The organism is Pseudomonas corrugata (genome assembly GCF_001269905.1).
Lineage (GTDB): Bacteria > Pseudomonadota > Gammaproteobacteria > Pseudomonadales > Pseudomonadaceae > Aquipseudomonas > Aquipseudomonas corrugata.
Map to the genome: position 1 here is coordinate 89,059 of NZ_LHVK01000005.1, position 23,967 is coordinate 113,025.

The window sequence follows — 23,967 nt, forward strand, 5'->3', positions numbered from 1 at the left end:
GTATTACGAATTAACTAAGGCGTTTTTATGCAGGGTAGGGAACCCTGCCGACTGGCCGCCAGTGATCCTGGGGGCCGCAGGTGGCTCATGTGTACTCGCTACGCCGCCACAGCCTGTCGTTCCCGCCCGAGCAGCGGCACGGCGCGTACCGTGTCGCCTGGCTGCATTTGCAGGCGCTTGGCGGTAAGACGGTCGACGACCAGGCTGTGACCGTTGTGATGGCCCCGGGCGCTGGTGACGCGGCAGTTTTCCAGGCGCCGGTTGTGGATCAGCCAGACGGGTGCCTGTTCGTCCGGTGAGCCGACGGCCAGGACCAGTGACTGGCTGTCGCGGATGCTGCGGATGGTCGAGACCGGCGCTTCGATCACCGGGCCGCCGTCGAAAATATCGATGTAACCCTTATGCCTGAAACCCTCGGCGCCAAGGATCTTCAAAGCCGGTTCGGTGTTCGGGTGGGCCTTGCCGATCACAGCCTGGGCCTGTTGGGTGAGCAGGCAGGTGTACAGCGGCTGGCGCGGCATCAACTCGGCGATGAATGATTTGTTGCCCATGCCGGATAACTGATCGGCGTAGGCGAAGTCTTTCTGGAAAAAGTGTCGTCCCAGGCTGTCCCAGAACGGCGAGCAACCGTGCTCGTCGGCATGGCCGCGTAACTCTGCGATCAGTTTTTCCCCGAACAGCTGAGAGAACTCCGCAACGAACAACAGACGTGCCAAGGACAACAGCCGCCCGTTATGACCCCGGCGCTGGGCGGGATGCAGGAACAGCGAGCAGATTTCCGACTGCCCGGTCATTTCGTTATTGAGGAACAGGGTGGGGATCTGTCGCTGGATGCCCAGCTCTGGCGCCGCACTGACCGTGACCCCGACCCGATAGTTGTACCACGGCTCACGCAAGCCCACCGCGCCGGTCAGGGCGCTGATACCAACCACTTGCCGGTCATCGTCCTCCAGCACGAACAGGTAGTCGGCGTCGGCCCGCTCGACCTGACCGGCAAAGGTACGCTGGGCCCAGCGTATGCGATGAGCCAGGCGTTCTTCATTGGCCGGCAGGCTGGTGAATCCCGGGCCCGCGCAGCGGGCGAGGTCCAGCAATGAAGGCAGGTCGGTGATGGCGACCGGACGGACAATCATGATGCAGCTCCTTCATCGTGTCGGCCTGGGACACGACGTTGCATGGCGTTCATAAGGCAACCACCCGGATCTGCTGTCCGTCAGTGATTTCCAGTGCTGCGAGCATCTCGGGCGTCAGGGTTACAGTGCCCTCGGTGCCAACGTCCAGTTCAGCCACGATCGCCCGGTAATGTCCCAGGTTGTCGTTGCTCACCAGATAGCGACCCCGGGCGTCAATCTGCGGGCTCTGCCGGGCCGAAGCCATACGACTTTCGGCGATGGAGCGAATATTCGCGACGCGGGCGTGCAGCGTCGGTCCGCCATCGAAGAGGTCCACGTAGCTGTTGGTTTCGAAACCCTCGCGCGCCAGGATGTCGAAGGCTTCCTGGCCGTCAGGGTGCACCTGGCCGATACAGGCCTGGGCCGCTGGCGGCAACATGGGGACATAAATGGGGTACTGGGGCATCAGCTCTGCTAGGAAAGTACGGCTTTGCAGACCACACAGGCGTTCGGCTTCGGCGTAGGGCAAGTCGAAAAAATGCTGGCCGATGGCGTCCCAGAACGGTGACTGGCCGTCTTCGCTGCTGAAACCGACGATTTCCGTGATGACCGATTCGGCGAAGCGTTGCGGGTGAGCGGCGATGAACATCAGCCGGGCCCGGGACAGCAGTTCCGATTCCGGCGTACGCACCCGTTCGGCGTTGATGTGAAAGCCGCGCAGCAGGGTCTGGCCGTTGAGGTCCTGGCACAGAGACAGTGCCGGTACGCCGTGGTGGATGTTCAGTTCCCGGGAGGCGCTGGAAAACGGTCGGTTGCGCAGGCTATAGAACGGTTCGTTGCAACCGGTGCTGGCGAGAATCTCCGAACAGCCGACCAGGCGCCCGGAGACCAGGTCTTGCAACACGAAAAAATAATTCTCCCCCGCCGGGCTTTGTACGTCGGCGTCGAACGAAGCGCACGAGTCGAGAATTTTTCCCCGCAGGCACTCGGTATCGTCTGGAAGCGAGGTGACCCCCACCAGGCTGTCACGGGCCAGCTGCTGCAGTTGTTGCAGATCGCTTAACTGAACTGGACGTAAGGCCAGCATGGATTGCACTCCTGTTCCAGGGCCCGGTGACTGCACCGGGCTTGACGATCACTGTCGATGTCCACGCGTTGTAACGATTACAACCGCAGCGGCGGCTGGCCGCCCCCTGCGACCAGCTCCTGATTTCAATGGCCCGTCGGGTCGGGCAGGGCGTTGTGGCTGCCGAACTTGTTGAGTACGCACAGATAGATCAGACCCGCTGCAATCCAGACCAGGCCCAGCTTCTGCGCATCCACGCCCATGTTGTACATAATGGCCGCGACGATGCCGAAGCCGACCAGCGGGCAGATCAGGTGACGGATCAGTTGCCCGGACCGCTGGCGGCGCCAGTAGTGGTTGATCACGGTGATGTGCAACAACATGAAGCCGCTCAATGCGCCGAAGTTGACCAGGGACGTCAGGGTGTCCACGGCGTTGATGAACAGGTAGCAGATCAGCAGCGACAGCACGGCAACCAGATAGATGCTCATGTAGGGCGTGTTGTGTTTCGGATGGACCTTGGCCAGTACCTTGGGCAGCTTGCCATCCCGGGCCATGCCGAACAACAGACGCGACACCGCGGCCTGGGAGGTGATCGCCACCGCCACGCCCCACGCCAGCGCGGTGGCGACGGCTGTCAGGGTTGCCAGCCAACTGCCGGCCGCCAGTTCGGCGATTTCATAGAAAGCGGTGTCGGCGGACTTGAAGCCCATCCCGGCCGCCAGGTCCGTGGCGATCCAGGTCTGCACCACGAAAATCGCGCCCATGACCAACAGGGTCACCAGTGCTGCCTTGCCAATGCTGCGTCCCGGATCATCCTTGATTTCTTCTGCCAGGGTGGAGATGGCATCGAACCCGAGGAACGACAACACGGCGATCGACACGGCTTGCATCAGCAGGGCGAAGTTGAAGTGTTCCGGGCTGTACAGCGGCGCCAGGGTCATCTGGCCGTTACCGGCTCCGCCGTGCAGGGCATTCCAGGCGTAGAACAGGAAAATGCCCAGCACCACCAGTTGGGCAAGCAGAAAAATGATGTTCATCCGTGCGGTGAAGGTGATACCCCGCAGGTTGACGAAGGTCGCACTCACCAGGAAGGCCAGGATGAAACCGACCTTGGGAATGTCCGGATACAGGTGATTCAGTGCCATGGCGGCGTAGACATAGAGCAGCGGCGGGATCAGCAGGTAGTCCAGCAGCATCAACCAGCCGGCAATGAACCCAACGTGTGGGTTAAGGCCCCTTTGGGCGTAGGAATAGACGGAACCGGCAACCGGGAAGGCTCGGGCCATGCTGCCGTAGCTCAGCGCGGTGAACAGCATCGCCACCATGCCGATGATGTACGCCAGCGGCACCATCCCCGGCGCCTCGGCGTTCACGTAGCCATACACGCCAAACGGTGCGATGGGAATCATGAAGATCATCCCGTATACCACCAGGTCCGTCAGCGACAGGCTGCGCTTCAATTCCTGTTTGTAGCCAAATGCCTCGATACTCACAAGCCGTTCTCCCTTTCAGCCAATCGTTGATTTTGTTTTTCTATCGTTTGTTGCTGCCCGTCACAGCAGCGGCGCCAGGTAGGCGCTCCAGGTGCGCACCGCTTCGGGACTACGCAACAGGTCATTGCGCACTTCGATCAACACCGCATCCAGGCCGCGACTATCGCCGTGGACCGGAACGGTCATGTCGCTCAACGGGTTGATCCGGTAAGGCTGGTTGCCTGCCACCCGCAGCGAATGCTGGCTCAGCCCATCGACGATGCGCTGTGCGTAGTCCACTGCTTCGGCGAACAGTACGCCGGCTTCCAGGGCGCGCGGCTGGCCATAGAACACGGGGGTGAAACTGTGGATGCCCACCACCCGCGTCGGTCGGTTGTCGGCCAGGCGCTGGTCGATCAGCGACCGCAAGCGGTCATGGAACGGGTGGAACAGGTACTGCTGACGGTACTGCCGCGTGGCTTCGTCCAGGGACTGATTGCCCGGGACCTGATAGATCTCGCTCTGGGGCGGGATGCTGTCCGGCACGTGGAGCGGGCGATTCAGGTCGATCAGCAGGCGTGAATAGTTGGCCGACAGCAAGGTCGCGCCCAGCGTCTCGGCCAGGTGTTCGGCCAGGGCCAGGGCACCGATGTCCCAGGCAATATGTTCATGGGCCGCGGTCTCGTCCAGGCCCAAATCGTTCAGCGCGGCGGGGATGAAGCGGCTGGCATGTTCGCACACCAATATCAATGGGTGTTCGGCGTTCTCCCGGATCAGCCGGTAGGGCGGCTCGGTGTAAAGCCCCGACTCGGCGCACTCAATAGATTCGCGCATAGTGCTCACATCGCTCGGCAGGTGACAGCGCCTGGGTCAAGGCCAGTTCCTGGGCCTTCAAGGCGAAGTAGGTTTCGACCAGCGGGCCGGGCAGCGCATCCACCAGTGCCCCGCTGTGACGCAGGCAATCCAGTGCCTGGGCCAGGGTGGTCGGCAGGGCGATAATGCCACGAGTCCGGCGTTCTTCTTCATCCAGGTCGTCGGGTATTTCATCGGTGACGGCATTGAGCGCCAGTCGTTGTTCGATGCCCAGTCGTCCGGCGATCAGCAGGGCCGCCATCGCCAGATGCGGTGACGCGGTGGCGTCCATGGCGCGGAATTCCAGGTTGTACTGGTTCGCCAGCGGCTTGCCACCCAGGCTCACGGTCGGGCAGATGCGTAGCGCCGCCTCGCGGTTGCGCTGTCCCAGGCAAGCGTAGGATGCGCTCCAGTGATGGGGTTGCAGGCGTTCGTAGGAAACCGGCGTGGGCGCGGTCAACGCACACAGTGCCGGCAGATGCTGCAGTACACCGGCGGCCCAGTGACGACCAAGGCTGGACAGACCGTTGCTGCTCGCGTTGTCGTGGAACACGGGATCACCGTCCAGGTCTTGCAGGCTCAGGTGCAGGTGTACACCGTTGCACACGGCATCTGCCGATGTCTTGGCGGCGAAGCTCGCCTCCAGGCCCATCTGACGGGCGATCTCGCGGGTGATTTCCCGCACGTTCACCGCACGGTCGGCGGCGGCGACGCCCAGGGTCGGGCGGCACGTAATCTCGTATTGATGCTTGCCGTATTCGGGCAGGAACATTTCCGGCTCGACGCCCCCGGCCCGCAGGGCACTGAGCAGCCACCCGGCGAAACCGGCCTGCTGGCGCTGGGCCTGGAGGCTGAAAGCCAGGCGATCGGGTAGGGGCAGGGGGGACTTGAGATTGAACTCATGTTCAAACGCGGCGAAGACCTGCAAGCCCAGCTCGGTGCGATAGCGTTCCACTTCGTCGTGCAGCAGCGTACGCGGGCAAGCGCCCCAGGGCCGGCCGTCGGTCTCGCGCACGTCACAATGAATGAAGTCCAGCGCCGGGGCCTCGGCGTCAGGGCCATTGCTGATGGTGACCCGACTGGACAGGTCCGGCACCAGCCGCAGATCGCCATACGCCCCCCAGGGGTTGCTCGAGGCAATGATGTCCTGGGGCGTCAGCGCACTGTTGGCCGGCACCCAGCCACAGCCGGCAGTGACGTAGTGGGACAGTTCATCGCTGGGAAAGGAGCGCCCGCGGGTCACGCCGATCAAGTCGGTGCTCACCAGCGTGGTGACGGGCAGCGGCGCGAGTGTTGCGGCTTCGAGACGGCTCACGGTTGCATCTCCTGCAAACGACCGAGCACGGTGTCGGTGTCGGTGATCCAGCAATAACCCTTGATGGCGTTCAGGCAGGCCAGGTGACGCTGTTCGGTATACGTGGCGCAGGCGTCCTCCACCAGTGTGACCAGATAACCGCGGTCGGCGGCGTCGCGCACGGCCATGTCGACGCACTGGTCAGTGACGATGCCGGCGACGATCAGGTGCCGGACCTGCAGGTTGCGCAACACATAGTCGATATTGGTGGAGTTGAAGACCCCCGAGGAGGTCTTGGGCAACACGATCTCGTTTTCCTGCGGCGTCAGCTCGGCGATGATCTGCGCCTGCGGGCTGCCCTTGGGCAAGTGCATATCCGACAGCTTGTGATCCAGGGAGCGGTCGCGGCCATCGGCAGTGAGGCTTTCGATGTGGGTATGCAACACGTTTTGCCGGGCTGCACGCACCCCGTCGAGCAGGCGTTGCTGGTTGGGAATCACGCTCTGGCGGGCGCGGCGAATGAAATAGCCGGCTTCGGGCGTGTCCAGATGAGCATCGAACTGCGGTTCCAGCCAGGCGCATTGCATGTCCACCAACAGCAACGCCGTATGGTCGCGGGTGAACGGCAGATCCCGGGGGGAGCGGTGAGGGAGTGAGAACATCCTTATTTTTCCTCCAACAGGTGCGTGTTGAACTCGGTGCGCAAGGCGTCGATACCGTCCAGGCGTTCGGCCAGGCCAGGACATTGCAACGTCAGGCAGGCGATCAGTGCTTCGACCTGGGCCAACGCCGGTACCAGGCTGTCGAAGGCCGAAACCGACTCCACCGGCGCGCTGATAATCAGGTCGGCCAGTTCGCGCAGGGGCGAGGCATAGACGTCGCTGAACAGTACGACCCGGGCATGGCGTTCCTTGGCCGCGCTGGCGACACGAAGGGCCTGGGCCTGGTAGCGACGATAATCGAAGATCAGCACCACATCCTGGCGTTGCACATCGAACAGACGGTCGGGCAGTTGGGCGTTGTCTTCCAGAGCAAAACAACCGGCCCGCAGCAGGCGCAGGTGATTGAGCAGGTAATGGGCGAGAAAGCTGCTGAAGCGTCCGCCGAAGCAATGCACCTGGTGCCGGGTCTCGAGCAGCCATTGCACGAGAATGCGCACGTCTTCTGGCTGCGTCAGGGCTTGGGTTTCCAGAAGACTGCGCTGGCTGGCCACCAGGTATTGGCTCCAGGTGTCGCCTTGCTGCAATTTGGTCCGAGGCTGCAACATCGTGCGGGGAGAGCGCAGGCGGTGGTCCATGTCGACCAGCAGCGCGTCCTGAAACTCGGCATAGCCACCGAATCCAAGTTTCTTTACCAGGCGCACAATGGTCGGATCACTCACGCCGGCATGTTCGGCCAGGCGCGACATCGGGCCCAAGCCATTGCGCGGGTAATGATCAAGCAGCGCACGTACGACCTTGCGTTCCGACGGCGTCAATATCAGACCGGGATCGGTAATAAGGTCCCTGAGAGGCGGCATCCGTGCTCCTTGCTGGACGGGGTGTTGAATTTATTTCATAACTTCTTAAAACAGTATTTATGTAGCCAGTGCTACATGTCCAGTGGTTTTTACGTTTCGTTTAAAATGCCCAGAAATGGTGCGAAAGTCCTGTAGGGCGGGGGCTTGGGATGAGTGGAGTGGTATGTCAGCCATTGCTTTTTTCCGTGTCAGACATAACGACTTTTTGTCTCGGATATTTGATTTCATATAAGGTGCCGTATACGAAAAGATCCCAGTATCCAGTCTCCGCTAGTGTGAGTATTCCGCGTGCAAGCCACTCGTCTGACCTTGATCAGTCATGCCCGAACCGTCGCCCAGAAACAGGCGCGTTTCGCCCTGGACGAATCACTGGACGCTGATTGGCTGGCCAGGCGCCTGAAGGCCGGCCACGGCTATCGGAACGCTTCGCACATCCTGTGTGGGCCTGAGTTGCGCACCCGCCAGACAGCCGCGTTGTTCGGCGACGAGTTCCAGGTGGTCCAGGTCCTGGCCGATTGTGATATGGGGCGGTGGCGCGGGTTATCCATCGACGCGTTGCTCCAGGCCGAGCCGGAACACCTGCAAGCCTGGCTCAATGATCCCCATGCCACTCCCCATGGCGGCGAGTCCATCGACGGGCTGTGCCGTCGTGTCGGGGACTGGCTGGCAAGCCTGGAAAATGAACCGGGACACCTGCTTGCCATCACTCATCCATTCGTGATCCGGGCGGCCCTGATGAATGTGTTGCAATGCCCGGCAACCACCTTCAACCGGATCGACATCGAACCGCTATCCTCTCTGGAACTGCGCTTCAATGGGATGTGGCGATTGCGCACGTTGGGGTCTGAGCAGGGGGCACGTGAATGAAGAGACTTTCAGTCATCGGCATCGGCGCGGGTGATCCGGATTACCTGACGATGCAGGCAGTAAAAGCCCTGAATCGGGTAGATGTGTTCTTCCTCATGGACAAGGGACCGACCAAGCACACCTTGCTGGACCTGCGGCGCGACATCTGCATGCGCTACATCGTTGATCGTCCTTATCGTTTTGTCGAAGCCTGCAGTCCTGAACGTCAACGCGGCGACCCGGACTACGCCGGCAGCATCGAAGATCTGAACCGCGCGAAGCAGGCGACGTTCGCAAGGTTGATCGACGAAGAGCTGTCCGACGGGCAATGCGGTGGATTTCTGGTATGGGGCGATCCGTCGTTGTACGACAGCACTGTTCGCATCTTGCAGGCCCTTCTCGAGACGGGGCGCTGCGACTTCGAGTTCGAAGTGATCCCGGGTATCACCAGCGTCCAGGCCCTGGCGGCGCAGCACAAAGTACCGTTGAACAGCATTGGCGGCGCGTTGGAGATCACTACGGGGCGGCGGTTGGCGGCGGGGCAGGTGGGCGACGCGGCGAGCGTGGTGGTGATGCTCGACGCCGAGGATGCGTACCGCCAGGTGAGCGATCCCGATACGCATATTTACTGGGGCGCTTACGTCGGGACGCCGGACGAGCTGCTCATCGCCGGGCGGTTGGGGGACGTGGCCGATGACATCGAGCGCACCCGCAAGGCAGCGCGGCTGGCAAATGGGTGGATCATGGATACCTATTTACTGCGCAAGCGTTGATATCCGAAGGGCGCCGCTGCATCAACTTTGTGGCGAGGGGATTTATCCCCGCTGGGCCGCGAAGCGGCCCCCTTACTGTTTCAGGATGATCCCATCATGTTTCGGGCTGCTTCGCAGCCCAACGGGGATAGATCCCTCGCCACAGATAAATCCCCTCGCCACAACGGTGCCCGCCAGTTTTGATCGCTGCCCATCCGGGGTCACCCGCGCCCAAACCGCTCCCGATACGCCGACGGTGCCAACCCCACCACGCTGCGAAACGCCACGCGAAAGCTTTCCACCGAACGGTAGCCGCACAGATGGGCAATGTTGTCGGTATTGTCCCTGGTGCTTTCCAGCAGCTCCCGGGCGCGCGCCAGGCGTTCATGCTGCAGCCAGGCCCTGGGCGACAGACCGCAGGCCTGGGTAAAGCGGCGCAGGAACGTTCGTTCGCTCATGGCCGCCTGACTGGCGAGTTCGCGCACGCCGAGGGGTTCGTGCAGGTGTTCACGGGCCCACTGCATGACCCCGGACAAATCACTACGTGGGGTGCGGCTGACCGGCGACGGAATGAACTGCGCCTGGCCGCCGGTGCGTTGTGTCGGCATCACCAATCGGCGCGCAACGGCGTTGGCGACTTGGGCACCGAAATCCCGCGCCACCAGATGCAGGCAGGCATCGATGCCTGCGGCGCTGCCGGCCGAGGTGATGACCTGGCCTGAATCCACGTACAACACATCCGGATCGACCAGGATGGCCGGAAAGTTTTCGGCCAGTTCATCGGTGTAACGCCAGTGGGTCGTGGCTCCCAGCCCGTCCAACAGTCCGGCGGCCGCCAACACGAATGCCCCGGAGCATATCGACAGCAGGCGCGCGCCTCGGGCATGAGCTCTGCGCAGTGTTTCCAGCAAGTCTTCGGACGGAGGCTCGCTGCGGCTGCGCCAGCCGGGAATCACGATGGTCCGGGCCGCATCCAGCAGCTCCATGCCTCCATCGGCCAGCACCTGGAAGCCGCCCATGGCGCGCAATGGGCCATCATCGACGGCGACGATCCGGTGTTCATACCAGGGAAAATCGAACTCGGGTCGGGCCAGTCCGAAAATCTCGACGGCGACGCCGAATTCGAACGTGCACAAGCCGTCATAGGCGAGGACCGCGACCAGGCCGGGGGAGGGCTGCATTTGGCGGAAAATTCCCACTGAGTGTCTTGTGCGCCACTTTAGCGGTTAGCATAGGCCGGATAAAGTCTCCTTACGCCCTTATCCCCCTTGGAGTACCCACAATGCCCAGCCCGGTTAGCGAAGTGCCTGCTGCTCCGTCCGACATCGCCTTACAGCATTTCAGTCGTCGTCTGACGTTCGAAACAGATTGTTCCGACGTTCACGCCAGCCAACAGGCCGGCGAGGTCGATTTTGTACTGGTGGATGTCCGCGGTCCCCTAGCGTATGAGCGCGGCCATGTGCCTGGCGCGATCAATATCCCGACACGCTCGCTCACCGCCCAGTCGCTGGCCGCTTATCCGAAAACCACGCTGTTCGTGGTTTATTGCGCGGGGCCCCACTGCAACGGCGCGAACAAGGCAGCGGTCCGCCTGGCGACCCTGGGCTATCCGGTCAAGGAAATGATCGGCGGTGTCATGGGTTGGCTCGACGAGGGTTTTCGCCTGACCGGCCTGGTGGAGCGCGTGGCGGACACGGCGGTCAGCTGCGACTGCTGAGTTTTTGCAGCGATCTGCTGTGGCAAGGGACTTGCTCCCTCGTCACAGCAGTTTGTCCTGTCAGGTTTTTCGCAAACTTCAAGGACATGGACACACCTGGTTATTCTTATAACTATTTGTCGCCTCAACACAATCCCCCCTCTGAGTGCCCCTCTAGACTCCCGGCCACCTCGGTTTTTGCCAACCGAACGCTGCCTACGATCTGCCAATAAAAAACCTGCGCACTCAGGAGCAAAAATGAAGAAGCTAGCAATGTTCAGTGCCCTGGCACTGTCCGTATTGTCCTTGTCGGCCATGGCCGCTGACGCCCAGCCGCTGCGCCTCGGGATCGAAGCCGGTTACCCACCGTTCTCGATGAAGACCCCTGACGGCAAACTGGCCGGTTTCGATGTCGATATCGGTGATGCGTTGTGTGAACAGATGAAGGTCAAATGTGTCTGGGTCGAGCAGGAGTTCGACGGCCTGATCCCGGCGTTGAAGGTGAAGAAAATCGACGCGATCCTGTCGTCCATGACCATCACCGACGATCGCAAGAAGAACGTCGATTTCACCATCAAGTACTATCACACCCCGGCACGCTTCGTGATGAAGGAAGGTTCCGGGATCAAGGACCCATTGACCGAACTCAAGGGCAAGAAAGTCGGTGTGCTGCGGGCCAGTACCCACGACCGCTTTGCCACTGAAGTGCTGGTGCCGGCGGGCATCAACCTGGTGCGCTATGGTTCCCAGCAGGAGGCCAACCTGGATATGGTTGCCGGCCGCCTCGACGCCATGCTCGCCGATTCGGTCAATCTCGACGATGGTTTCCTGAAAACCGACGCGGGCAAAGGCTTCGCATTCGTGGGCCCGACCTATGACGATCCGAAGTACTTCGGCGGCGGCGCCGGCATTGCCGTGCGCAAGGGTGATCAGGCCCTGGCCGAGAAATTCAACGCCGCCATCACCGAAATCCGTGCCAACGGCACGTACAAGAAAGTGCAGGACAAGTACTTCGCCTTCGACATCTACGGGCATTGATCGTTGAAACCAAGGTGGCCCACCGTTGACGCGGTTGGCCACCTTTTTCATGGGCGATTGTTTTACCCTGCGCGATGAGCGCTTTCGTATCTGGAGATTTCATGCAACGCATCGACCATACCCTGCCATGGAGCCACCTCGGCACCGAGCGCCGGCTCAGTGTGTTTCGTTATGGCCATGGCCCACGCAAGGTGTACATCCAGGCCAGCCTGCACGCCGATGAGTTGCCTGGCATGCGCACGGCTTGGGAACTGAAGCAGCGGCTCAACGCGCTCGAGGCCCAGGGCTTGCTCAAGGGAGTGATCGAGTTGGTGCCGGTGGCCAACCCCATCGGCCTGGATCAGCATCTGCAGAGCGCCCACATGGGGCGTTTCGAGCTGGGCAGCGGCAAGAACTTCAATCGCTCCTTCGTGGAACTCAGCGTCCCGGTGGGGCAACGTGTCGGCGACCGATTGGGGGACGATCCGGCGGCCAATATCACCTTGATCCGCCAGACCATGCTCCAGGTGCTGGATGAGTTGCCCGCCCCCCCTTCGCAGCTCGAAGCCCTGCATCGTCTCCTGCTGCGCCATGCCTGCGATGCCGATATCACCCTCGACCTGCACTGCGATTTCGAGGCGGCGATTCATCTGTATGCCTTGCCGCAACAATGGCCGCAGTGGCGCTCCCTGGCCGCGCGGTTGAAAGCCGGCGTGGCATTGCTGTGCGAGGATTCTGGCGGCAGTTCGTTCGACGAATCCTGTTCCACCCCCTGGCTGCGCCTGGCCAGGGCGTTTCCCGAGGCGGCGATCCCGCCGGCCAACTTGGCGACCACCCTGGAACTGGGGAGCATGGGCGACACACGAGTGGACCAGGCCCAGGCCAATTGCGAAGCCATCCTCGGATTTCTCGCCGAGCAGGGTTTTATCGGCGGCGACTGGCCCTCCGTACCCGCCCAATGCTGTGAAGGCTTTCCGTTCGAGGGCACCGAGTACCTGTTCGCGCCGCACCATGGCGTGGTGAGTTTCCTGCGCGAGGCGGGCGAATGGGTGGAGCAGGGCGATCCCTTGTTCGAAGTGGTCGACCCGTTGAGTGATCGGGTTACCACGGTACGGGCCGGCACCAGCGGCGTGCTGTTCGCCCTGGACCGTGGACGTTATACCCAGCCGGGAATCTGGCAGGCGAAAGTGGCGGGACGGGAGCCGATGCGTACCGGGAAGTTGACCAACGACTGAAAAGTGCTGTCTACCTCACCGTACGGCCCCAGCCATGGGCTCTCGAATGATGGAGGAAGATCAATGTTCAAAGCGTTTGCCCTGTTCCTGTTGCTGGTCTCGTCCGGGCTGCAAGCCCAGCCCTCGCTGCACACGGACTTGCCGCTCAGTTATCTGGCCCAGGCCGACGAGCAGGCCAGGGACCGGCCGCTGGTGATATTCCTGCAGGGTTCCGGCAGCAACGAACGGGACCTGTTCGAGCTCAAGGACGAGTTGCCCCGACACTACAACTACCTCTCGGTGCGGGCGCCGAAGAGCATGGAACCGGGCCATTACCAGTGGTTTGCGAAGAAGGGCGAGGGCGCCTATGACGGCGACACCTTGGATTTGAAGGCCAGCGGCCAGATGTTGCTGGACTTCATCGAAAAGGCCCGGGCCAAATACCCGACGGACGCCAGCCAGGTCTATCTGGTGGGCTTCAGCCAGGGCGCGATGATGAGCTACGAAGTCGCCCTGCGACACCCCGAAGCCGTCGGTGGAATCGCCGCGATGGGCGGGCGGGTTCTGTCCGTGCTGCAAGCCGAACTGACCCCCGACGAGTCGCGGCGGTCGTTGGCGGTGTTCATCGGCCATGGCACGGCAGACCCGATCATTCCCTACCATGACGGCACCGAGGCCGACACGTTCCTGAAGACCCTGGCCCTGGAGCCGGAATTCCATGCCTACCCGGGCGTGGGGCACACCATCAGTGCCTTGGAAGTGCAGGACCTGCGGGCCTGGCTGGAGCGGCTCAATCCCTAGCGGTTTCAGGTTGAATCTCTGTTGCATGGGCTGACGCCATCGCGAGCGGGCTCGCTCCCACATTTGCTCCCGGGCGCTCATACGATTTATGCCCACCGCAAAACCCTGTGGGAGCGGGCTCGCTCGCGAATGAAGCAACGCGGTCCCTCAGGCACCCCGCGCCCTGACCATCACTTGCCGCTGGCGATCTGTTTCACCAACGCCTCATGACCGTTCTTGTCATTGGCCCGGGAGATGATCTGCACCACGGCCAGGCGAGTCCCGGAGGCTCCCAGCAACGTGGTGTCGAGGGTCGGCCCGCCGCCCTGGGTGGCGCTGGTGTCGAGTTGGCGCAAACCCAGGCCACTGCCTTTCTGGGTCAGGTTTTTCTCGCTGAGGATCTTGGCGTCCGGCAAGGCTTTGCTTCGCTGGGCGGCGAAGCCGGCCATGGTCGTGTCGAGGAAAGCGCCATCGTCATCCTTGACCTTCGCACCATTTACGATGGTGTTTTCAGCCGTAATTACGACGGTTCTGCTGATGGCATTGCTGTACATGGTCCCCGTCGCACCCGCCGTGCCCTGGGCGGCATCGCCGGCAGGCAGCTCCGTCGCGGTGAAACCCTTGGGCAAGGTAAAGACAAGTTTGCCACCCAGCATCGATACTTTCCGGGGCGGCAGATCGCCGGTGGTTTCAGCCGGGGCCGAATGGGCAGGCACGACAACCAGGCTGGCAACGGCTGTCAGCAACAGTGCAGCAGTGTGTTTTATCAACAATGACATTGAAACTCTCGGCATGGAGGGCGTCTTGGGAGGCCGATCATCACACGGGCATCCCGCCGGACTCCAGTGCTACGCAGGCCTCCCAACGTGTCAGTCAGGCTCGACATCGAGCTGCAGGCTGTCATCGGCCAGGCGCTCGGCGCGCCGGACAATCGCGCTGATCCGCCGCCCCTCGGCGGTGAACACCACGATCTGGGCCTTCTCCAGATCATCCGGCAGCGGAGGGCGAATATGCAGCGCGAACCATGGTGGCTCACCGTCATCGAGGCGTTTGACATCGAACTGGCAGTCGACACTTTTGGTGTCCCGGCCGAACAGCGTGTCGAGGCCGTAATCAAGGTGGGTGCTGTCGGCAGCGGCGGGGGAAAGGGACATCGGCAGTCTCCTGTTGAGCACTCGGTTGATGTTCAAGTGATTCTTGCGATGTACGAAAATTCCATCGCCAATGCCCCCGATCAGAATTGATAACCTACCCCAGCATAGTATCCCCAGCCATCGGAGCGGGCGCGGAAGTTGCCATCGCCGAAGTTCAGTTCGCTGCCATCTTCCCAGTTGCCGCCGTTGTGGAAGTAACGGCCCACCAGGGTGAAGCGCAAGTGGGTGAAGGAATACAGCAGCACATTGGTGGCAACCGTGGCGTTGGCGGTGCGCGCCGGATTGTCCTTGTGCAGGTCCGAGCCGAAATCGAAGTTGGTGAAGCCGATGTAGGTCAGGGAGGCTCCATTGCTGAACCGACTGATCGGCACGATGTACTTGAGTTGGGCGCGGTAGCCATCCCAGGAGTATTCATTGCTGGCGCCGTAGTTTTCCCATTGATACCGACCGTAGACGTTGGCCGACAGGTTGACCCTGGAATGGGTGTCGATGTCGGTGCCCAGTCCGCTGTACAGAGTGTTGCCGCGATTGGCGCTGTTGCTGCCGTGGTCATAGATCCAGTCGAACGCCACATACCATTCCTTGAACGGCCCGATGGCCAGGCTGCGGCCGGCCAGGTAGTCGATGGAAATGCGCGGTTCGTGTTCCATGAACAGTGGCGAACCATGATCCCATGCCCCTTTGTCGTGGCTGTTGCCGATGTCGAAAATTTTCGGAATGTCGACGTAGCCGTACAGTTCGAACGGCCCTTTGCGGCCGAAATACTCATACTCCAGGTACACATCGTCGACCGGCTGCGGGCCGAAGCTGATGTCCTTGCTGCCGATGATTGTCAGGTTCTGGTTGTACCAGTCTGACAGATAGGCGCCTTTTTTCGGCGCAGCGGTTTGGGGGCTCAGGGCTTCTCCCTGGGCAGAGTCGTTCGGTGAGGCTTGGGTTGCAGTGCTGGGTAGTCCGGTAACGGCGGTCAGTAGCAGGGAGGCTGCGAATACACCGGGCACGGCGCGACGCCGGAAAATGAAATGCATGAAAAGTCCTTGTTCGTGCGGGCCGAAACCCGTGTTCCTTGATGAAAGAAAAAACACCCGATAAGAGCGCTCAAACGGGGCTCGCAAACGTTTGCACATCCCGTACCAGTTTTTCCTGGCCGCTGTGGCACAAGCACTGGAGCGTCGAGGTTGCTGCTAGAATCGCTCACCTTGACTGATGAGAGGTATGCCCATGAGCGAGCCCATTCGCCTGACCCAGTACAGCCATGGCGCCGGTTGCGGCTGCAAGATTTCGCCGCAGGTGCTGGAAGTGATTCTGGCCGGCAGCGGTGCGCAGAACCTGGACCCGAAATTATGGGTCGGCAACGCCTCCCGGGACGATGCCGCGGTATATGCCATCGACGAGGAACGCGGGGTGGTGTCGACCACTGACTTCTTCATGCCGATTGTCGATGACCCCTTCGATTTCGGCCGCATCGCCGCCACCAATGCCATCAGTGACATCTACGCCATGGGCGGTGATCCGCTGATGGCCATTGCGATTCTCGGCTGGCCGGTCAACGTGCTGGCCCCGGAAGTCGCACGGGAAGTGATTCGCGGTGGTCGTTCGGTGTGTGACGAGGCTGGTATTCCGTTGGCTGGCGGGCATTCGATCGATGCACCTGAGCCGATTTTCGGCCTGGCCGTCACCGGCCTGGTGCAAAAGCGCCACATGAAGCGCAATGACACCGCCACTGCCGGCTGCCGCTTGTACCTGACCAAGCCCTTGGGCATTGGCATCCTCACCACGGCCGAGAAGAAGGGCAAATTGCGCGCCGCCGACGTTGGCCTGGCCCGCGACTGGATGTGCACCCTCAACAAACCCGGCAGTCGCTTCGGCAAGCTGGATGGCGTGACGGCCATGACCGACGTCACCGGTTTCGGTCTGCTTGGGCATCTGGTGGAAATGGCCGACGGCAGTCAGTTGACCGCACGTATCCGCTACGATGCGGTGCCGCGCCTGCCAGGCGTCGAATATTACCTCGACTTGGGCTGCGTGCCGGGCGGTACGCTGCGCAACTATGACAGCTACGCCAGCAAGGTCGGTCGCGTCCAGGAACTGCACAAGCGTGTGCTGTGCGACCCGCAGACCAGCGGCGGTCTGTTGATCGCCGTGACGGCGCAAGGCGAAAGCGAGTTTCTTCAGGTGGCCGCTGAACTGGGCCTTGCGCTGGAGCCGATTGGCGAGCTGGTTGAGCGACAGACCAGCGCGGTCGAGGTGTCTTGATGAGCAACGACATTACCGATTACCGCGCCATTTTCCTCAATGATCGGCCGATGATGGATACGCGCGCCCCCATCGAGTTTCTCAAGGGTTCGTTTCCCGGCGTGGTCAATCTGCCGCTGATGACTGACATCGAGCGGCAGCGGGTCGGTACTTGCTACAAACAGCAGGGCCAGCAAGCAGCAATTGTCCTGGGGCATCAGTTGGTGTCCGGCGACACCAAGGCGCAACGCATCCAGGCCTGGGCCGATTTCGCCCGGGCCCATCCTGACGGTGTTCTGTACTGCTTTCGCGGCGGCCTGCGCTCCCAGATCGTCCAGCAATGGCTCAAGGACGAAGCCGGCATCGAGTACCCCAGGGTCGGTGGCGGCTATAAGGCAATGCGCACGTTCCTGCTGGACACCGTAGAGCAGGCGGTCGCCCAGTGCGATTTCGTCTTGCTGGGCGGCATGACCGGCACCGGCAAGACCGAAGTGCTGACCCAGCTTGTCAACGGGCTGGACCTCGAAGGTTACGCCAATCACCGGGGTTCGAGTTTCGGCAAGCGGGCCACGGGGCAGCCTTCCAATATCGATTTCGAAAACCGCCTGGCCGTGGATGTGCTGAAAAAGCGCGCCGCCGGTATCGGGCAATTCGTAGTGGAAGATGAGAGCCGCATGGTCGGCAGCTGTGCCTTGCCGTTGCCGCTGTACCAGCGCATGCAACAGGTTCCGATGGTCTGGCTTGAAGACAGTGTGGAACGACGGGTCGAGCGGATTCTGCGCGATTACGTCATCAACCTGAGCGCCGAGTTCATCGCCATACACGGCGAGGAGGGGTTCTCGCTGTTTTCCGAGCGGTTGCTGGCGAGTCTGGACAACATCCACAAGCGCCTGGGCGGCGATCGTCATCGTCGTCTGATGGCAATCATGGAAGCCGCCCTAGCCGAGCAGGCCGATAGCGGTGCCGTCGACTTGCATCGTGGCTGGATCGAAGGGTTGCTGCGCGAGTATTACGACCCGATGTACGTGTTCCAGCGGGAAAAGAAGGGCGTTCGGATCGAGTTTGCAGGGGAGCAGGCGGCTGTCCTTGAGTATCTGCGTGAGCGCGCCGTCCGGACAGGATGACCCCGGGACCTCATGGGAACGGGCTGCCGCTATCGCGAGCAGGCTCGCTCCCACATGGGCCTGAGGTGATCGCAGAGGTGTCGTCCACTGTAAATTCCCTGTGGGAGCGAGCCTGCTCGCGATAGCGGTGGATCATCCGGCGGCGATGTCAGTCTTGAAACCTTAAAGCAACACCGCTCCGATCAACCCGCAGACGATGCCGACCAGCATGGTCAACAGTGCCACGGTCACCAGCACTCGGGCATCGAAGTCCTTGCGTAGCATCAGCAACGACGGCAGGCTGATGCTCGGCAGTGTCATCAGCAACGCCACGGCCGGTCCGGTACCCATGCCCAGGGTCATCATCGTTTGAACGATAGGGATTTCCGCTGCGGTGGGAATCACGAACAGCGTGCCGACAATGGCCAGCGGCACCAGCCACAGCAGGCTGTTGGCCATGGCGCCATCCACATGGGGAAACAGCCAGACCCGTGCCGCGCCCAGGACCAGCACAGCCAGCACATAAACGGGAATGGTGCTCCAGAACAACTGCCACAAGGTCCGCCCCCAACGAGCCAGGAAAGGCTCGGCATCGACCTCGCTGGCCTCGGTCACCGCTTCTACGGCCGCCTCGGGCAATACTTCGGGGCGGGCGATGCGTTGGGCCACCATCGACACGCCGAAGACCAGCACAATGCCCGCCGCCAGCCGCAGGGCGGTGAAGCCCCAGCCCAGCACTAGGCCCATGAACACCAGGGTCGCGGGGTTGAGTACCGGGTTGCCGATCCAGAAGGCCAGCGCCGCGCCCACCGAGACATTCTGCCGACGCATGCCGGCCGCCACTGGCGCCGCGCAGCACGAGCACATCATGCCGGGCAGGGCGAACAGTCCGCCGCGCAGGGTCGAGGCAAAGCCGGCCTGGCCGAACAGGCGCAACAACCAGTCACGGGGAATCAGTACCTGCAACAGGGAGCCCAGGATCACCGCCAGCACCGCCGCTTTCCAGATCGCCAGGAAATACACCTTGGCGTAAGTCAGCGCGGCCATCAGCGGCGCGGTCTGTGCGTCGTTGAGGATCGAACCGCCGATACTGTGGTTATCGGCGGCGACAAACGCCTTGAGGTAATAGGGCGACCATTTGACGTAGTAGAGACCGACGCAGGCCACCAGCAGGAACAGGGCGGGTTTCCACCAGAACGACCAGCCCCGAACGGGAGCGGCAGAAGATAAAGACATGGAGAAGGTCCGGGCAGTAGGGATGTAGGCGCATCATACCCTGTGGCGAGGAAGCTTGCTGTGGCGAGGGTGCTTCCGCCGGGCTGCGTCCTGTAGGAGCTGTTGACTGCAACGAGGCTGCGATCTTTCCACTGACAATTGAGCCTCAAGGGAAAGATCAAAATCAAAAGATCGCAGGCTTCGCCAGCTCCTACGATGCCTGCCGCTTACGTGGGACAGGTTTGCTGCCCGTTATCCAGGCCCTGCTTGTAGCTCCGGCTGGACAGGCTGGCCTTGCCGTTGTGCCAGATCAGGGTCAGTACATACAGCGAATCGAAATCCCCCGATTCCCAGTCTTTGGCAATGGTCTGCTTCTTGCCCACGGCCTCGCCGGCCACCTTGTTGATCAGTTCCGGCAGATAGCCGTGGGACCACGCCGTGTAGATAGTAGCGTTGTGGTACTTGTCATGCAGCAGTTCGTCGGCCAGGGCGCTGGTGTCGTTGGCCGAGTATTCGATATTGACCGGCAACCCGAGTTTGATCGCGCTGGGACTGATGGTCATCAACGGGCGAATATAGCTGTAGGAATTATCACGTTCGCCTTCTTCCACGTTGCGGGTCGGGTTGGCCGCGAATACGTAGTCGGCCTTGCCGAACTTTTGTGGCAACAGGGTGGCCAGGTTGATGGCGCGATTGAGCCCCTGGCAGTTGAGTTGGCCCAGTCCACCGGCGGGTTTTTCGGCGTGGCGCAGAAATACCAGGGTCTGGATGCCATCGACCGGCTGGGCGCGACTGACGCTGGACTCCAATGACAGCGCTAGACCGCAGATCACGAGCAGCGTCGGCAGGATCAGCCAAGAGCGGCGTTGGAGGTGTCTGGTGAACTTCAGGGGATTAATCATCGGATTATGTTCTTCGGCTGTCTCGAGTCAGGCTTCGAGTCAGGCTGACAAACCCTGGTACCGCGAAGCCTTGGCTTCGGGGGTTTTCCTTGTCGTTACGCCGCTTCGATTCCTCGGGGCATTGCTCTGAGTCTCCTGAAGCCCTTTGGTTCGATGCTGCCACGGCTCTCTTCCGTGAGATGGAGTGAACATTAACGACAGGATGTTGCGAAATTAATAACGGCCGGCGTGAATACCGTGACCGTCAGGAGGGGGGCATTTCCTGATGCTATCCACCCGATCCTCAATTATGCTCCAGCATTTCCCTCCTGCCATGGAGCTCCCCATGCCCAACCTGACCCAATTCCCCATCACCCAGAAATGGCCGGCCCAATACCCCGAGTGGCTCCAGCTCTACTCCCTGCCAACCCCAAACGGCGTGAAGGTCTCGATCATGTTGGAAGAGATCGGTCTGCCCTACGAACCCCACAAAGTGGATTTCGGCAGCAATGATCAACTGTCCCCTGAGTTCCTCTCCCTCAACCCGAACAATAAGATCCCGGCGATTCTTGATCCCCACGGGCCGGGGGATCAGCCGCTGGCGTTGTTCGAGTCCGGGGCGATTCTGATTTACCTGGCGGACAAGAGCGGTCAACTGCTGGCCCAGGAGTCGGCGGCGCGCTACGAGACGATTCAGTGGTTGATGTTCCAGATGGGCGGTATCGGGCCGATGTTCGGGCAGCTGGGTTTCTTCAATAAATTCGCAGGCAAGGACTATGAGGACAAGCGACCTCGCGACCGTTATGTGGAGGAGAGCAAGCGGTTGCTCAAGGTACTCGATGGTCGCCTGGAAGGGCGCGACTGGATCATGGGCGAGCGCTACACCATTGCCGACATCGCCACCTTTCCGTGGGTGCGCAACTTGATCGGGTTCTATGAGGCCGGCGATCTGGTGGGAATCCAGAACTTCCCCAACGTGACGCGGGTGCTGGAACGCTTCCTGGCGCGGCCGGCGGTGGTCCGTGGTTTGAAGATCCCGGAATGAGCGGAGCGATGACCCGCCGATTCGATTTCAAGCAACTGGACGTGTTCAGCAACGTGCCGCTCAAGGGCAATCCGCTGGCCGTGGTGCTGGGGGCCGATGAGCTCAGCGATGAACAGATGATCGCTTTTGCCAACTGGACCAACCTCAGCGAAACCACTTTCCTGTTGGCACCGCAACATCCGGAGGCGGACTACCGGGTGCGTATTTTCAGCACGTCGACCGAGTTGCCGTTTGCCGGGCATCCTACCCTGGGCAGCTGTCATGCCTGGTTGGAGGCCGGTGGCGTATCGAAAGGCCGGGAGATCGTGCAGGAGTGCGGCGTAGGCCTGGTCAGGATTCGTCGCAATGAACACGGGTTGGCGTTCCTGGCTCCGCCGCTGCTCAAATCCGGTCCGCTGGACGTTGATCTGTTGGAACGGGTACGCAGTGGGCTGAGGCTGCCGGCCGAGGCGATTGTCGACGCGCAATGGGTTGATAACGGCGCCGGTTGGCTGGCGTTGATGCTCAAGGATCGTCAGCAGGTGCTGACGCTCAAGCCTGACTATCACCAGCTTCTGGATTTGGCGGTGGGGGTCGTCGCGCCTTGGGATCCGGCCGTGGATGGTGATGAGGCTCAGTTTGAAGTGCGGGGTTTCATCGCCGGTGATGGCATGCCGGAGGATCCGGCCACCGGCAGCCTGAATGCCGGTCTTGCCCAGTGGATGCTGGGCAAGGGGCTGGCGCCGTCGTCTTATGTAGTCAGTCAGGGATTGACCATGGGGCGTGCTGGACGGATTCATGTCGAGCAAATCGCTGAAGATGTCTGGATCGGTGGCGCGGTGGTGACCTGCATCAATGGTTCGCTGAGCTTGTGAGTGGATTATTGCCCTGCCGGTAACACTCTGTTCTCCAGGCGGTGTTTGTGCCCTGGCCGGCCAGGGCATAAGCTTTGTCCCCCTGTGATTGACCCATTTGCCCAGGAGTCCCATGTCCAGCCAGTTCCCCGAAGCACGTCCACGCCGCCTGCGTCGTAATGCCAGCCTGCGCAGTCTTTTCCAGGAAACCGAGTTCACGTTGAACGACCTGGTCCTGCCGATTTTCGTCGAAGAAGAAATCGATGACTTCGTGCCGATCAAGAGCATGCCGGGCGTGGTGCGCATTCCTGAGTCGAAACTGGCCGGCGAGATCGAGCGATATGCCCGTGCGGGCATCAAGTCGGTGATGACCTTTGGCGTGTCCCATCGTCTGGACAGCGACGGCAGCGACACCTGGAACGAGCGTGGTCTGGTATCGCGCATGGCCGCGATCTGCAAGGACGCGGTACCGGAAATGATCGTGATGTCCGACACGTGTTTCTGTGAATACACCGATCACGGTCATTGCGGTGTGCTTCATGGGCATGAAGTGGACAACGACCGGACCCTGTTCAACCTGGGTCGACAAGCTGTGGCAGCGGCTCGCGCCGGTGCCGATATCATTGCTCCGTCCGCGGCGATGGATGGGCAGGTCCAGGCGATTCGCAAGGCCCTGGATGAAGCCGGCTTCAGCCAGACGGCAATCATGGCCTATTCCACCAAATTCGCCTCGGCGCTCTATGGCCCGTTCCGTGAGGCTGGCGGCAGTGCTTTGAAGGGCGACCGCAAGAGCTACCAGATGAACCCGATGAACCGTCGCGAAGCGTTGCGCGAATCCCTGCTCGACGAACAGGAAGGCGCCGATGCGTTGATGGTCAAACCGGCCGGTGCCTACCTCGATATCATCCGTGACATCCGCCAGGCGTCTAACCTGCCGCTGTCGGCCTATCAGGTCAGTGGCGAGTACGCGATGATCAAGTTCGCCGCCCAGGCGGGTGCAATCGACGAAGCCCGAGTGGTGCGTGAAAGCCTTGGCGCGATCAAGCGGGCGGGGGCCGATCTGATCTTCACCTACTTTGCGATGGACCTGGCATCGAGCGGTATCTGATTCCCCCATGTCCAGCTCAATTCCCTTGTGGGAGCGAGCCTGCTCGCGATAACGTTGGGTCAGTTTGCATTGATGTTGTGTGTGTCGCCGTCATCGCGGGCAAGCCCGGCTCCCACAGGCCCGAGGTGCCCGCGGATTTGCTGTCCAGCTCAATTCCCTTGTGGGAGCGAGCCTGCTCGCGATGACGTTGGATCAGCTTGCATTGATGTTGTGTGTGCCGCCGTCATTGCGGGCAAGCCCGGCTCCCACAGGCCCGAGGTGCCCGCGGACTTGCTGTCCAGCTCAATTCCCTTGTGGGAGCGGGCTTGCTCGCGAAAGCGGTGGATCAGCTTGCATTGATGTTGTGTGTGCCGCCGTCATCGCGGGCAAGCCCGGCTCCCACAGGCCCGAGGTGCCCGCGGACTTGCTGTCCAGCTCAATTCCCTTGTGGGGGCTTGCTCGCGAAAGCGGTGGATCAGCTTGCATTGATGTTGTGTGTGCCGCCGTCATCGCGGGCAAGCCCGGCTCCCACAGGCCCGAGGTGCCCGCGGATTTGCTGTCCAGCTCAATTCCCTTGTGGGAGCGAGCCTGCTCGCGATGACGTTGGATCAGCTTGCATTGATGTTGTGTGTGCCGCCGTCATCGCGGGCAAGCCCGGCTCCCACAGGCCCGAGGTGCCCGCGGACTTGCTGTCCAGCTCAATTCCCTTGTGGGGGCTTGCTCGCGAAAGCGGTGGATCAGCTTGCATTGATGTTGTGTGTGCCGCCGTCATCGCGGGCAAGCCCGGCTCC

At 61.5% G+C, this 23,967-nt stretch carries 24 protein-coding genes; 11 read left to right on the forward strand and 13 right to left on the reverse strand.

All coding sequences use genetic code 11. The features are described from left to right. Positions 1-98: 98 nt before the first annotated feature. The 7 genes from astA to AD665_RS07210 form a co-directional block, all read right to left on the reverse strand. Positions 99-1,133: an arginine N-succinyltransferase gene (gene astA, locus AD665_RS07180; RefSeq protein ID WP_024779793.1), complete on the reverse strand. Its 1,035-nt coding sequence runs from the start codon at positions 1,131-1,133 to the stop codon at positions 99-101. Between the two features lie 49 nt (positions 1,134-1,182). After that, complete coding sequence (locus tag AD665_RS07185) at positions 1,183-2,199, reverse strand: arginine N-succinyltransferase (RefSeq protein WP_024779794.1); 1,017 nt, start codon at positions 2,197-2,199, stop codon at positions 1,183-1,185. A 125-nt stretch (positions 2,200-2,324) separates the two neighbouring features. Then, a complete protein-coding gene (locus AD665_RS07190) occupies positions 2,325-3,674 on the reverse strand; it encodes an APC family permease (RefSeq protein ID WP_024779795.1) in 1,350 nt (449 codons plus the stop codon). A gap of 60 nt (positions 3,675-3,734) precedes the next feature. Next, on the reverse strand, positions 3,735-4,487 hold the full coding sequence (locus AD665_RS07195; protein ID WP_024779796.1) for an N-formylglutamate amidohydrolase: 753 nt from the start codon (positions 4,485-4,487) through the stop codon (positions 3,735-3,737). Next, positions 4,471-5,820: a glutamine synthetase family protein gene (locus AD665_RS07200; RefSeq protein ID WP_024779797.1), complete on the reverse strand. Its 1,350-nt coding sequence runs from the start codon at positions 5,818-5,820 to the stop codon at positions 4,471-4,473. Before AD665_RS07200 ends, AD665_RS07195 begins: the two co-directional genes overlap by 17 nt. Next, positions 5,817-6,461 carry a cysteine hydrolase family protein gene (locus tag AD665_RS07205; protein ID WP_024779798.1) on the reverse strand — a complete coding sequence of 215 codons (645 nt, stop codon included), beginning with the start codon at positions 6,459-6,461 and terminating at the stop codon, positions 5,817-5,819. The genes AD665_RS07200 and AD665_RS07205 overlap by 4 nt, the downstream gene beginning before the upstream one ends. A gap of 2 nt (positions 6,462-6,463) precedes the next feature. Next, entirely contained in the window at positions 6,464-7,318 is an 855-nt protein-coding gene (locus AD665_RS07210) for a MurR/RpiR family transcriptional regulator (RefSeq protein WP_024779799.1), read from the reverse strand. Positions 7,319-7,606: 288 nt separating this feature from the next. On the opposite strand from AD665_RS07210, the gene AD665_RS07215 reads away from it, so the two are divergent. Beyond that, positions 7,607-8,185 carry a histidine phosphatase family protein gene (locus AD665_RS07215; protein WP_053191521.1) on the forward strand — a complete coding sequence of 193 codons (579 nt, stop codon included), beginning with the start codon at positions 7,607-7,609 and terminating at the stop codon, positions 8,183-8,185. Then, complete coding sequence (gene cobF / locus AD665_RS07220; protein WP_024779801.1) at positions 8,182-8,937, forward strand: precorrin-6A synthase (deacetylating); 756 nt, start codon at positions 8,182-8,184, stop codon at positions 8,935-8,937. The genes AD665_RS07215 and cobF overlap by 4 nt, the downstream gene beginning before the upstream one ends. A gap of 200 nt (positions 8,938-9,137) precedes the next feature. Here the strand turns inward: cobF and ftrA are convergent, their stop codons facing one another. Next, on the reverse strand, positions 9,138-10,097 hold the full coding sequence (gene ftrA / locus AD665_RS07225) for a transcriptional regulator FtrA (RefSeq protein WP_024779802.1): 960 nt from the start codon (positions 10,095-10,097) through the stop codon (positions 9,138-9,140). Positions 10,098-10,198: 101 nt separating this feature from the next. Here ftrA and AD665_RS07230 point away from each other — a divergent pair, with 101 nt between their 5' ends. The 4 genes from AD665_RS07230 (at position 10,199) to AD665_RS07245 (ending at position 13,644) form a co-directional block, all read left to right on the forward strand. Beyond that, positions 10,199-10,633: a rhodanese-like domain-containing protein gene (locus AD665_RS07230; RefSeq protein WP_053191523.1), complete on the forward strand. Its 435-nt coding sequence runs from the start codon at positions 10,199-10,201 to the stop codon at positions 10,631-10,633. Between the two features lie 237 nt (positions 10,634-10,870). Continuing rightward, positions 10,871-11,650: an ABC transporter substrate-binding protein gene (locus AD665_RS07235; RefSeq protein WP_053191525.1), complete on the forward strand. Its 780-nt coding sequence runs from the start codon at positions 10,871-10,873 to the stop codon at positions 11,648-11,650. A gap of 101 nt (positions 11,651-11,751) precedes the next feature. After that, a complete protein-coding gene (locus AD665_RS07240; RefSeq protein ID WP_024779805.1) occupies positions 11,752-12,864 on the forward strand; it encodes a M14 family metallopeptidase in 1,113 nt (370 codons plus the stop codon). A 63-nt stretch (positions 12,865-12,927) separates the two neighbouring features. Continuing rightward, positions 12,928-13,644 carry an alpha/beta hydrolase gene (locus AD665_RS07245; protein ID WP_053191527.1) on the forward strand — a complete coding sequence of 239 codons (717 nt, stop codon included), beginning with the start codon at positions 12,928-12,930 and terminating at the stop codon, positions 13,642-13,644. Positions 13,645-13,814: 170 nt separating this feature from the next. On the opposite strand, the gene AD665_RS07250 is transcribed toward AD665_RS07245, so the two are convergent. The 3 genes from AD665_RS07250 to AD665_RS07260 form a co-directional block, all read right to left on the reverse strand. Next, the gene (locus AD665_RS07250) at positions 13,815-14,402 is read right to left on the reverse strand and encodes a DcrB/PsbP domain-containing protein (protein WP_053191529.1); all 588 of its coding nucleotides are present in this window, start codon (positions 14,400-14,402) and stop codon (positions 13,815-13,817) included. Between the two features lie 90 nt (positions 14,403-14,492). Beyond that, positions 14,493-14,777, reverse strand: a complete 285-nt coding sequence (locus AD665_RS07255) for a hypothetical protein (protein WP_024779808.1) — start codon at positions 14,775-14,777, stop codon at positions 14,493-14,495. An 80-nt stretch (positions 14,778-14,857) separates the two neighbouring features. After that, a complete protein-coding gene (locus tag AD665_RS07260) occupies positions 14,858-15,805 on the reverse strand; it encodes a nucleoside-specific channel-forming protein Tsx (protein WP_024779809.1) in 948 nt (315 codons plus the stop codon). 193 nt (positions 15,806-15,998) lie between these two features. Between AD665_RS07260 and selD the strand changes: the two genes are divergently transcribed. After that, entirely contained in the window at positions 15,999-17,033 is a 1,035-nt protein-coding gene (gene selD, locus AD665_RS07265) for a selenide, water dikinase SelD (RefSeq protein ID WP_024779810.1), read from the forward strand. Continuing rightward, positions 17,033-18,136: a tRNA 2-selenouridine(34) synthase MnmH gene (gene mnmH, locus AD665_RS07270; protein ID WP_024779811.1), complete on the forward strand. Its 1,104-nt coding sequence runs from the start codon at positions 17,033-17,035 to the stop codon at positions 18,134-18,136. The genes selD and mnmH overlap by 1 nt, the downstream gene beginning before the upstream one ends. A 162-nt stretch (positions 18,137-18,298) precedes the next feature. Here mnmH and AD665_RS07275 read toward each other — a convergent pair whose 3' ends face one another. Next, positions 18,299-19,351, reverse strand: coding sequence for a permease (locus tag AD665_RS07275; protein WP_053191531.1), 1,053 nt, complete (start codon positions 19,349-19,351; stop codon positions 18,299-18,301). A gap of 206 nt (positions 19,352-19,557) precedes the next feature. Then, positions 19,558-20,232: a hypothetical protein gene (locus AD665_RS07280; protein WP_053191533.1), complete on the reverse strand. Its 675-nt coding sequence runs from the start codon at positions 20,230-20,232 to the stop codon at positions 19,558-19,560. A gap of 325 nt (positions 20,233-20,557) precedes the next feature. Between AD665_RS07280 and AD665_RS07285 the strand changes: the two genes are divergently transcribed. The 3 genes from AD665_RS07285 to hemB all read left to right on the forward strand — a co-directional run bounded on the left by AD665_RS07285 (position 20,558) and on the right by hemB (position 23,197). After that, entirely contained in the window at positions 20,558-21,256 is a 699-nt protein-coding gene (locus tag AD665_RS07285; RefSeq protein ID WP_024781114.1) for a glutathione binding-like protein, read from the forward strand. Positions 21,257-21,264: 8 nt separating this feature from the next. Beyond that, positions 21,265-22,110: a PhzF family phenazine biosynthesis protein gene (locus AD665_RS07290; protein ID WP_053191534.1), complete on the forward strand. Its 846-nt coding sequence runs from the start codon at positions 21,265-21,267 to the stop codon at positions 22,108-22,110. Between the two features lie 112 nt (positions 22,111-22,222). Then, entirely contained in the window at positions 22,223-23,197 is a 975-nt protein-coding gene (gene hemB, locus AD665_RS07295) for a porphobilinogen synthase (protein WP_053191537.1), read from the forward strand. The last annotated feature ends 770 nt before the right edge of the window (positions 23,198-23,967 follow it).

What these genes read in the sequence shown, in the direction of transcription:
- astA (WP_024779793.1), bottom strand. Translation starts at nt 1,133, where the DNA reads ATGATTGTCCGTCCGGTCGCCATCACCGACCTGCCTTCATTGCTGGAC.
- AD665_RS07185 (WP_024779794.1), bottom strand. Translation starts at nt 2,199, where the DNA reads ATGCTGGCCTTACGTCCAGTTCAGTTAAGCGATCTGCAACAACTGCAG.
- AD665_RS07195 (WP_024779796.1), bottom strand. Translation starts at nt 4,487, where the DNA reads ATGCGCGAATCTATTGAGTGCGCCGAGTCGGGGCTTTACACCGAGCCG.
- AD665_RS07205 (WP_024779798.1), bottom strand. Translation starts at nt 6,461, where the DNA reads ATGTTCTCACTCCCTCACCGCTCCCCCCGGGATCTGCCGTTCACCCGC.
- AD665_RS07210 (WP_024779799.1), bottom strand. Translation starts at nt 7,318, where the DNA reads ATGCCGCCTCTCAGGGACCTTATTACCGATCCCGGTCTGATATTGACG.
- cobF (WP_024779801.1), top strand. Translation starts at nt 8,182, where the DNA reads ATGAAGAGACTTTCAGTCATCGGCATCGGCGCGGGTGATCCGGATTAC.
- ftrA (WP_024779802.1), bottom strand. Translation starts at nt 10,097, where the DNA reads ATGCAGCCCTCCCCCGGCCTGGTCGCGGTCCTCGCCTATGACGGCTTG.
- AD665_RS07230 (WP_053191523.1), top strand. Translation starts at nt 10,199, where the DNA reads ATGCCCAGCCCGGTTAGCGAAGTGCCTGCTGCTCCGTCCGACATCGCC.
- AD665_RS07235 (WP_053191525.1), top strand. Translation starts at nt 10,871, where the DNA reads ATGAAGAAGCTAGCAATGTTCAGTGCCCTGGCACTGTCCGTATTGTCC.
- AD665_RS07240 (WP_024779805.1), top strand. Translation starts at nt 11,752, where the DNA reads ATGCAACGCATCGACCATACCCTGCCATGGAGCCACCTCGGCACCGAG.
- AD665_RS07245 (WP_053191527.1), top strand. Translation starts at nt 12,928, where the DNA reads ATGTTCAAAGCGTTTGCCCTGTTCCTGTTGCTGGTCTCGTCCGGGCTG.
- AD665_RS07250 (WP_053191529.1), bottom strand. Translation starts at nt 14,402, where the DNA reads ATGTCATTGTTGATAAAACACACTGCTGCACTGTTGCTGACAGCCGTT.
- AD665_RS07255 (WP_024779808.1), bottom strand. Translation starts at nt 14,777, where the DNA reads ATGTCCCTTTCCCCCGCCGCTGCCGACAGCACCCACCTTGATTACGGC.
- AD665_RS07260 (WP_024779809.1), bottom strand. Translation starts at nt 15,805, where the DNA reads ATGCATTTCATTTTCCGGCGTCGCGCCGTGCCCGGTGTATTCGCAGCC.
- selD (WP_024779810.1), top strand. Translation starts at nt 15,999, where the DNA reads ATGAGCGAGCCCATTCGCCTGACCCAGTACAGCCATGGCGCCGGTTGC.
- mnmH (WP_024779811.1), top strand. Translation starts at nt 17,033, where the DNA reads ATGAGCAACGACATTACCGATTACCGCGCCATTTTCCTCAATGATCGG.
- AD665_RS07275 (WP_053191531.1), bottom strand. Translation starts at nt 19,351, where the DNA reads ATGTCTTTATCTTCTGCCGCTCCCGTTCGGGGCTGGTCGTTCTGGTGG.
- AD665_RS07280 (WP_053191533.1), bottom strand. Translation starts at nt 20,232, where the DNA reads ATGATTAATCCCCTGAAGTTCACCAGACACCTCCAACGCCGCTCTTGG.
- AD665_RS07285 (WP_024781114.1), top strand. Translation starts at nt 20,558, where the DNA reads ATGCCCAACCTGACCCAATTCCCCATCACCCAGAAATGGCCGGCCCAA.
- AD665_RS07290 (WP_053191534.1), top strand. Translation starts at nt 21,265, where the DNA reads ATGACCCGCCGATTCGATTTCAAGCAACTGGACGTGTTCAGCAACGTG.
- hemB (WP_053191537.1), top strand. Translation starts at nt 22,223, where the DNA reads ATGTCCAGCCAGTTCCCCGAAGCACGTCCACGCCGCCTGCGTCGTAAT.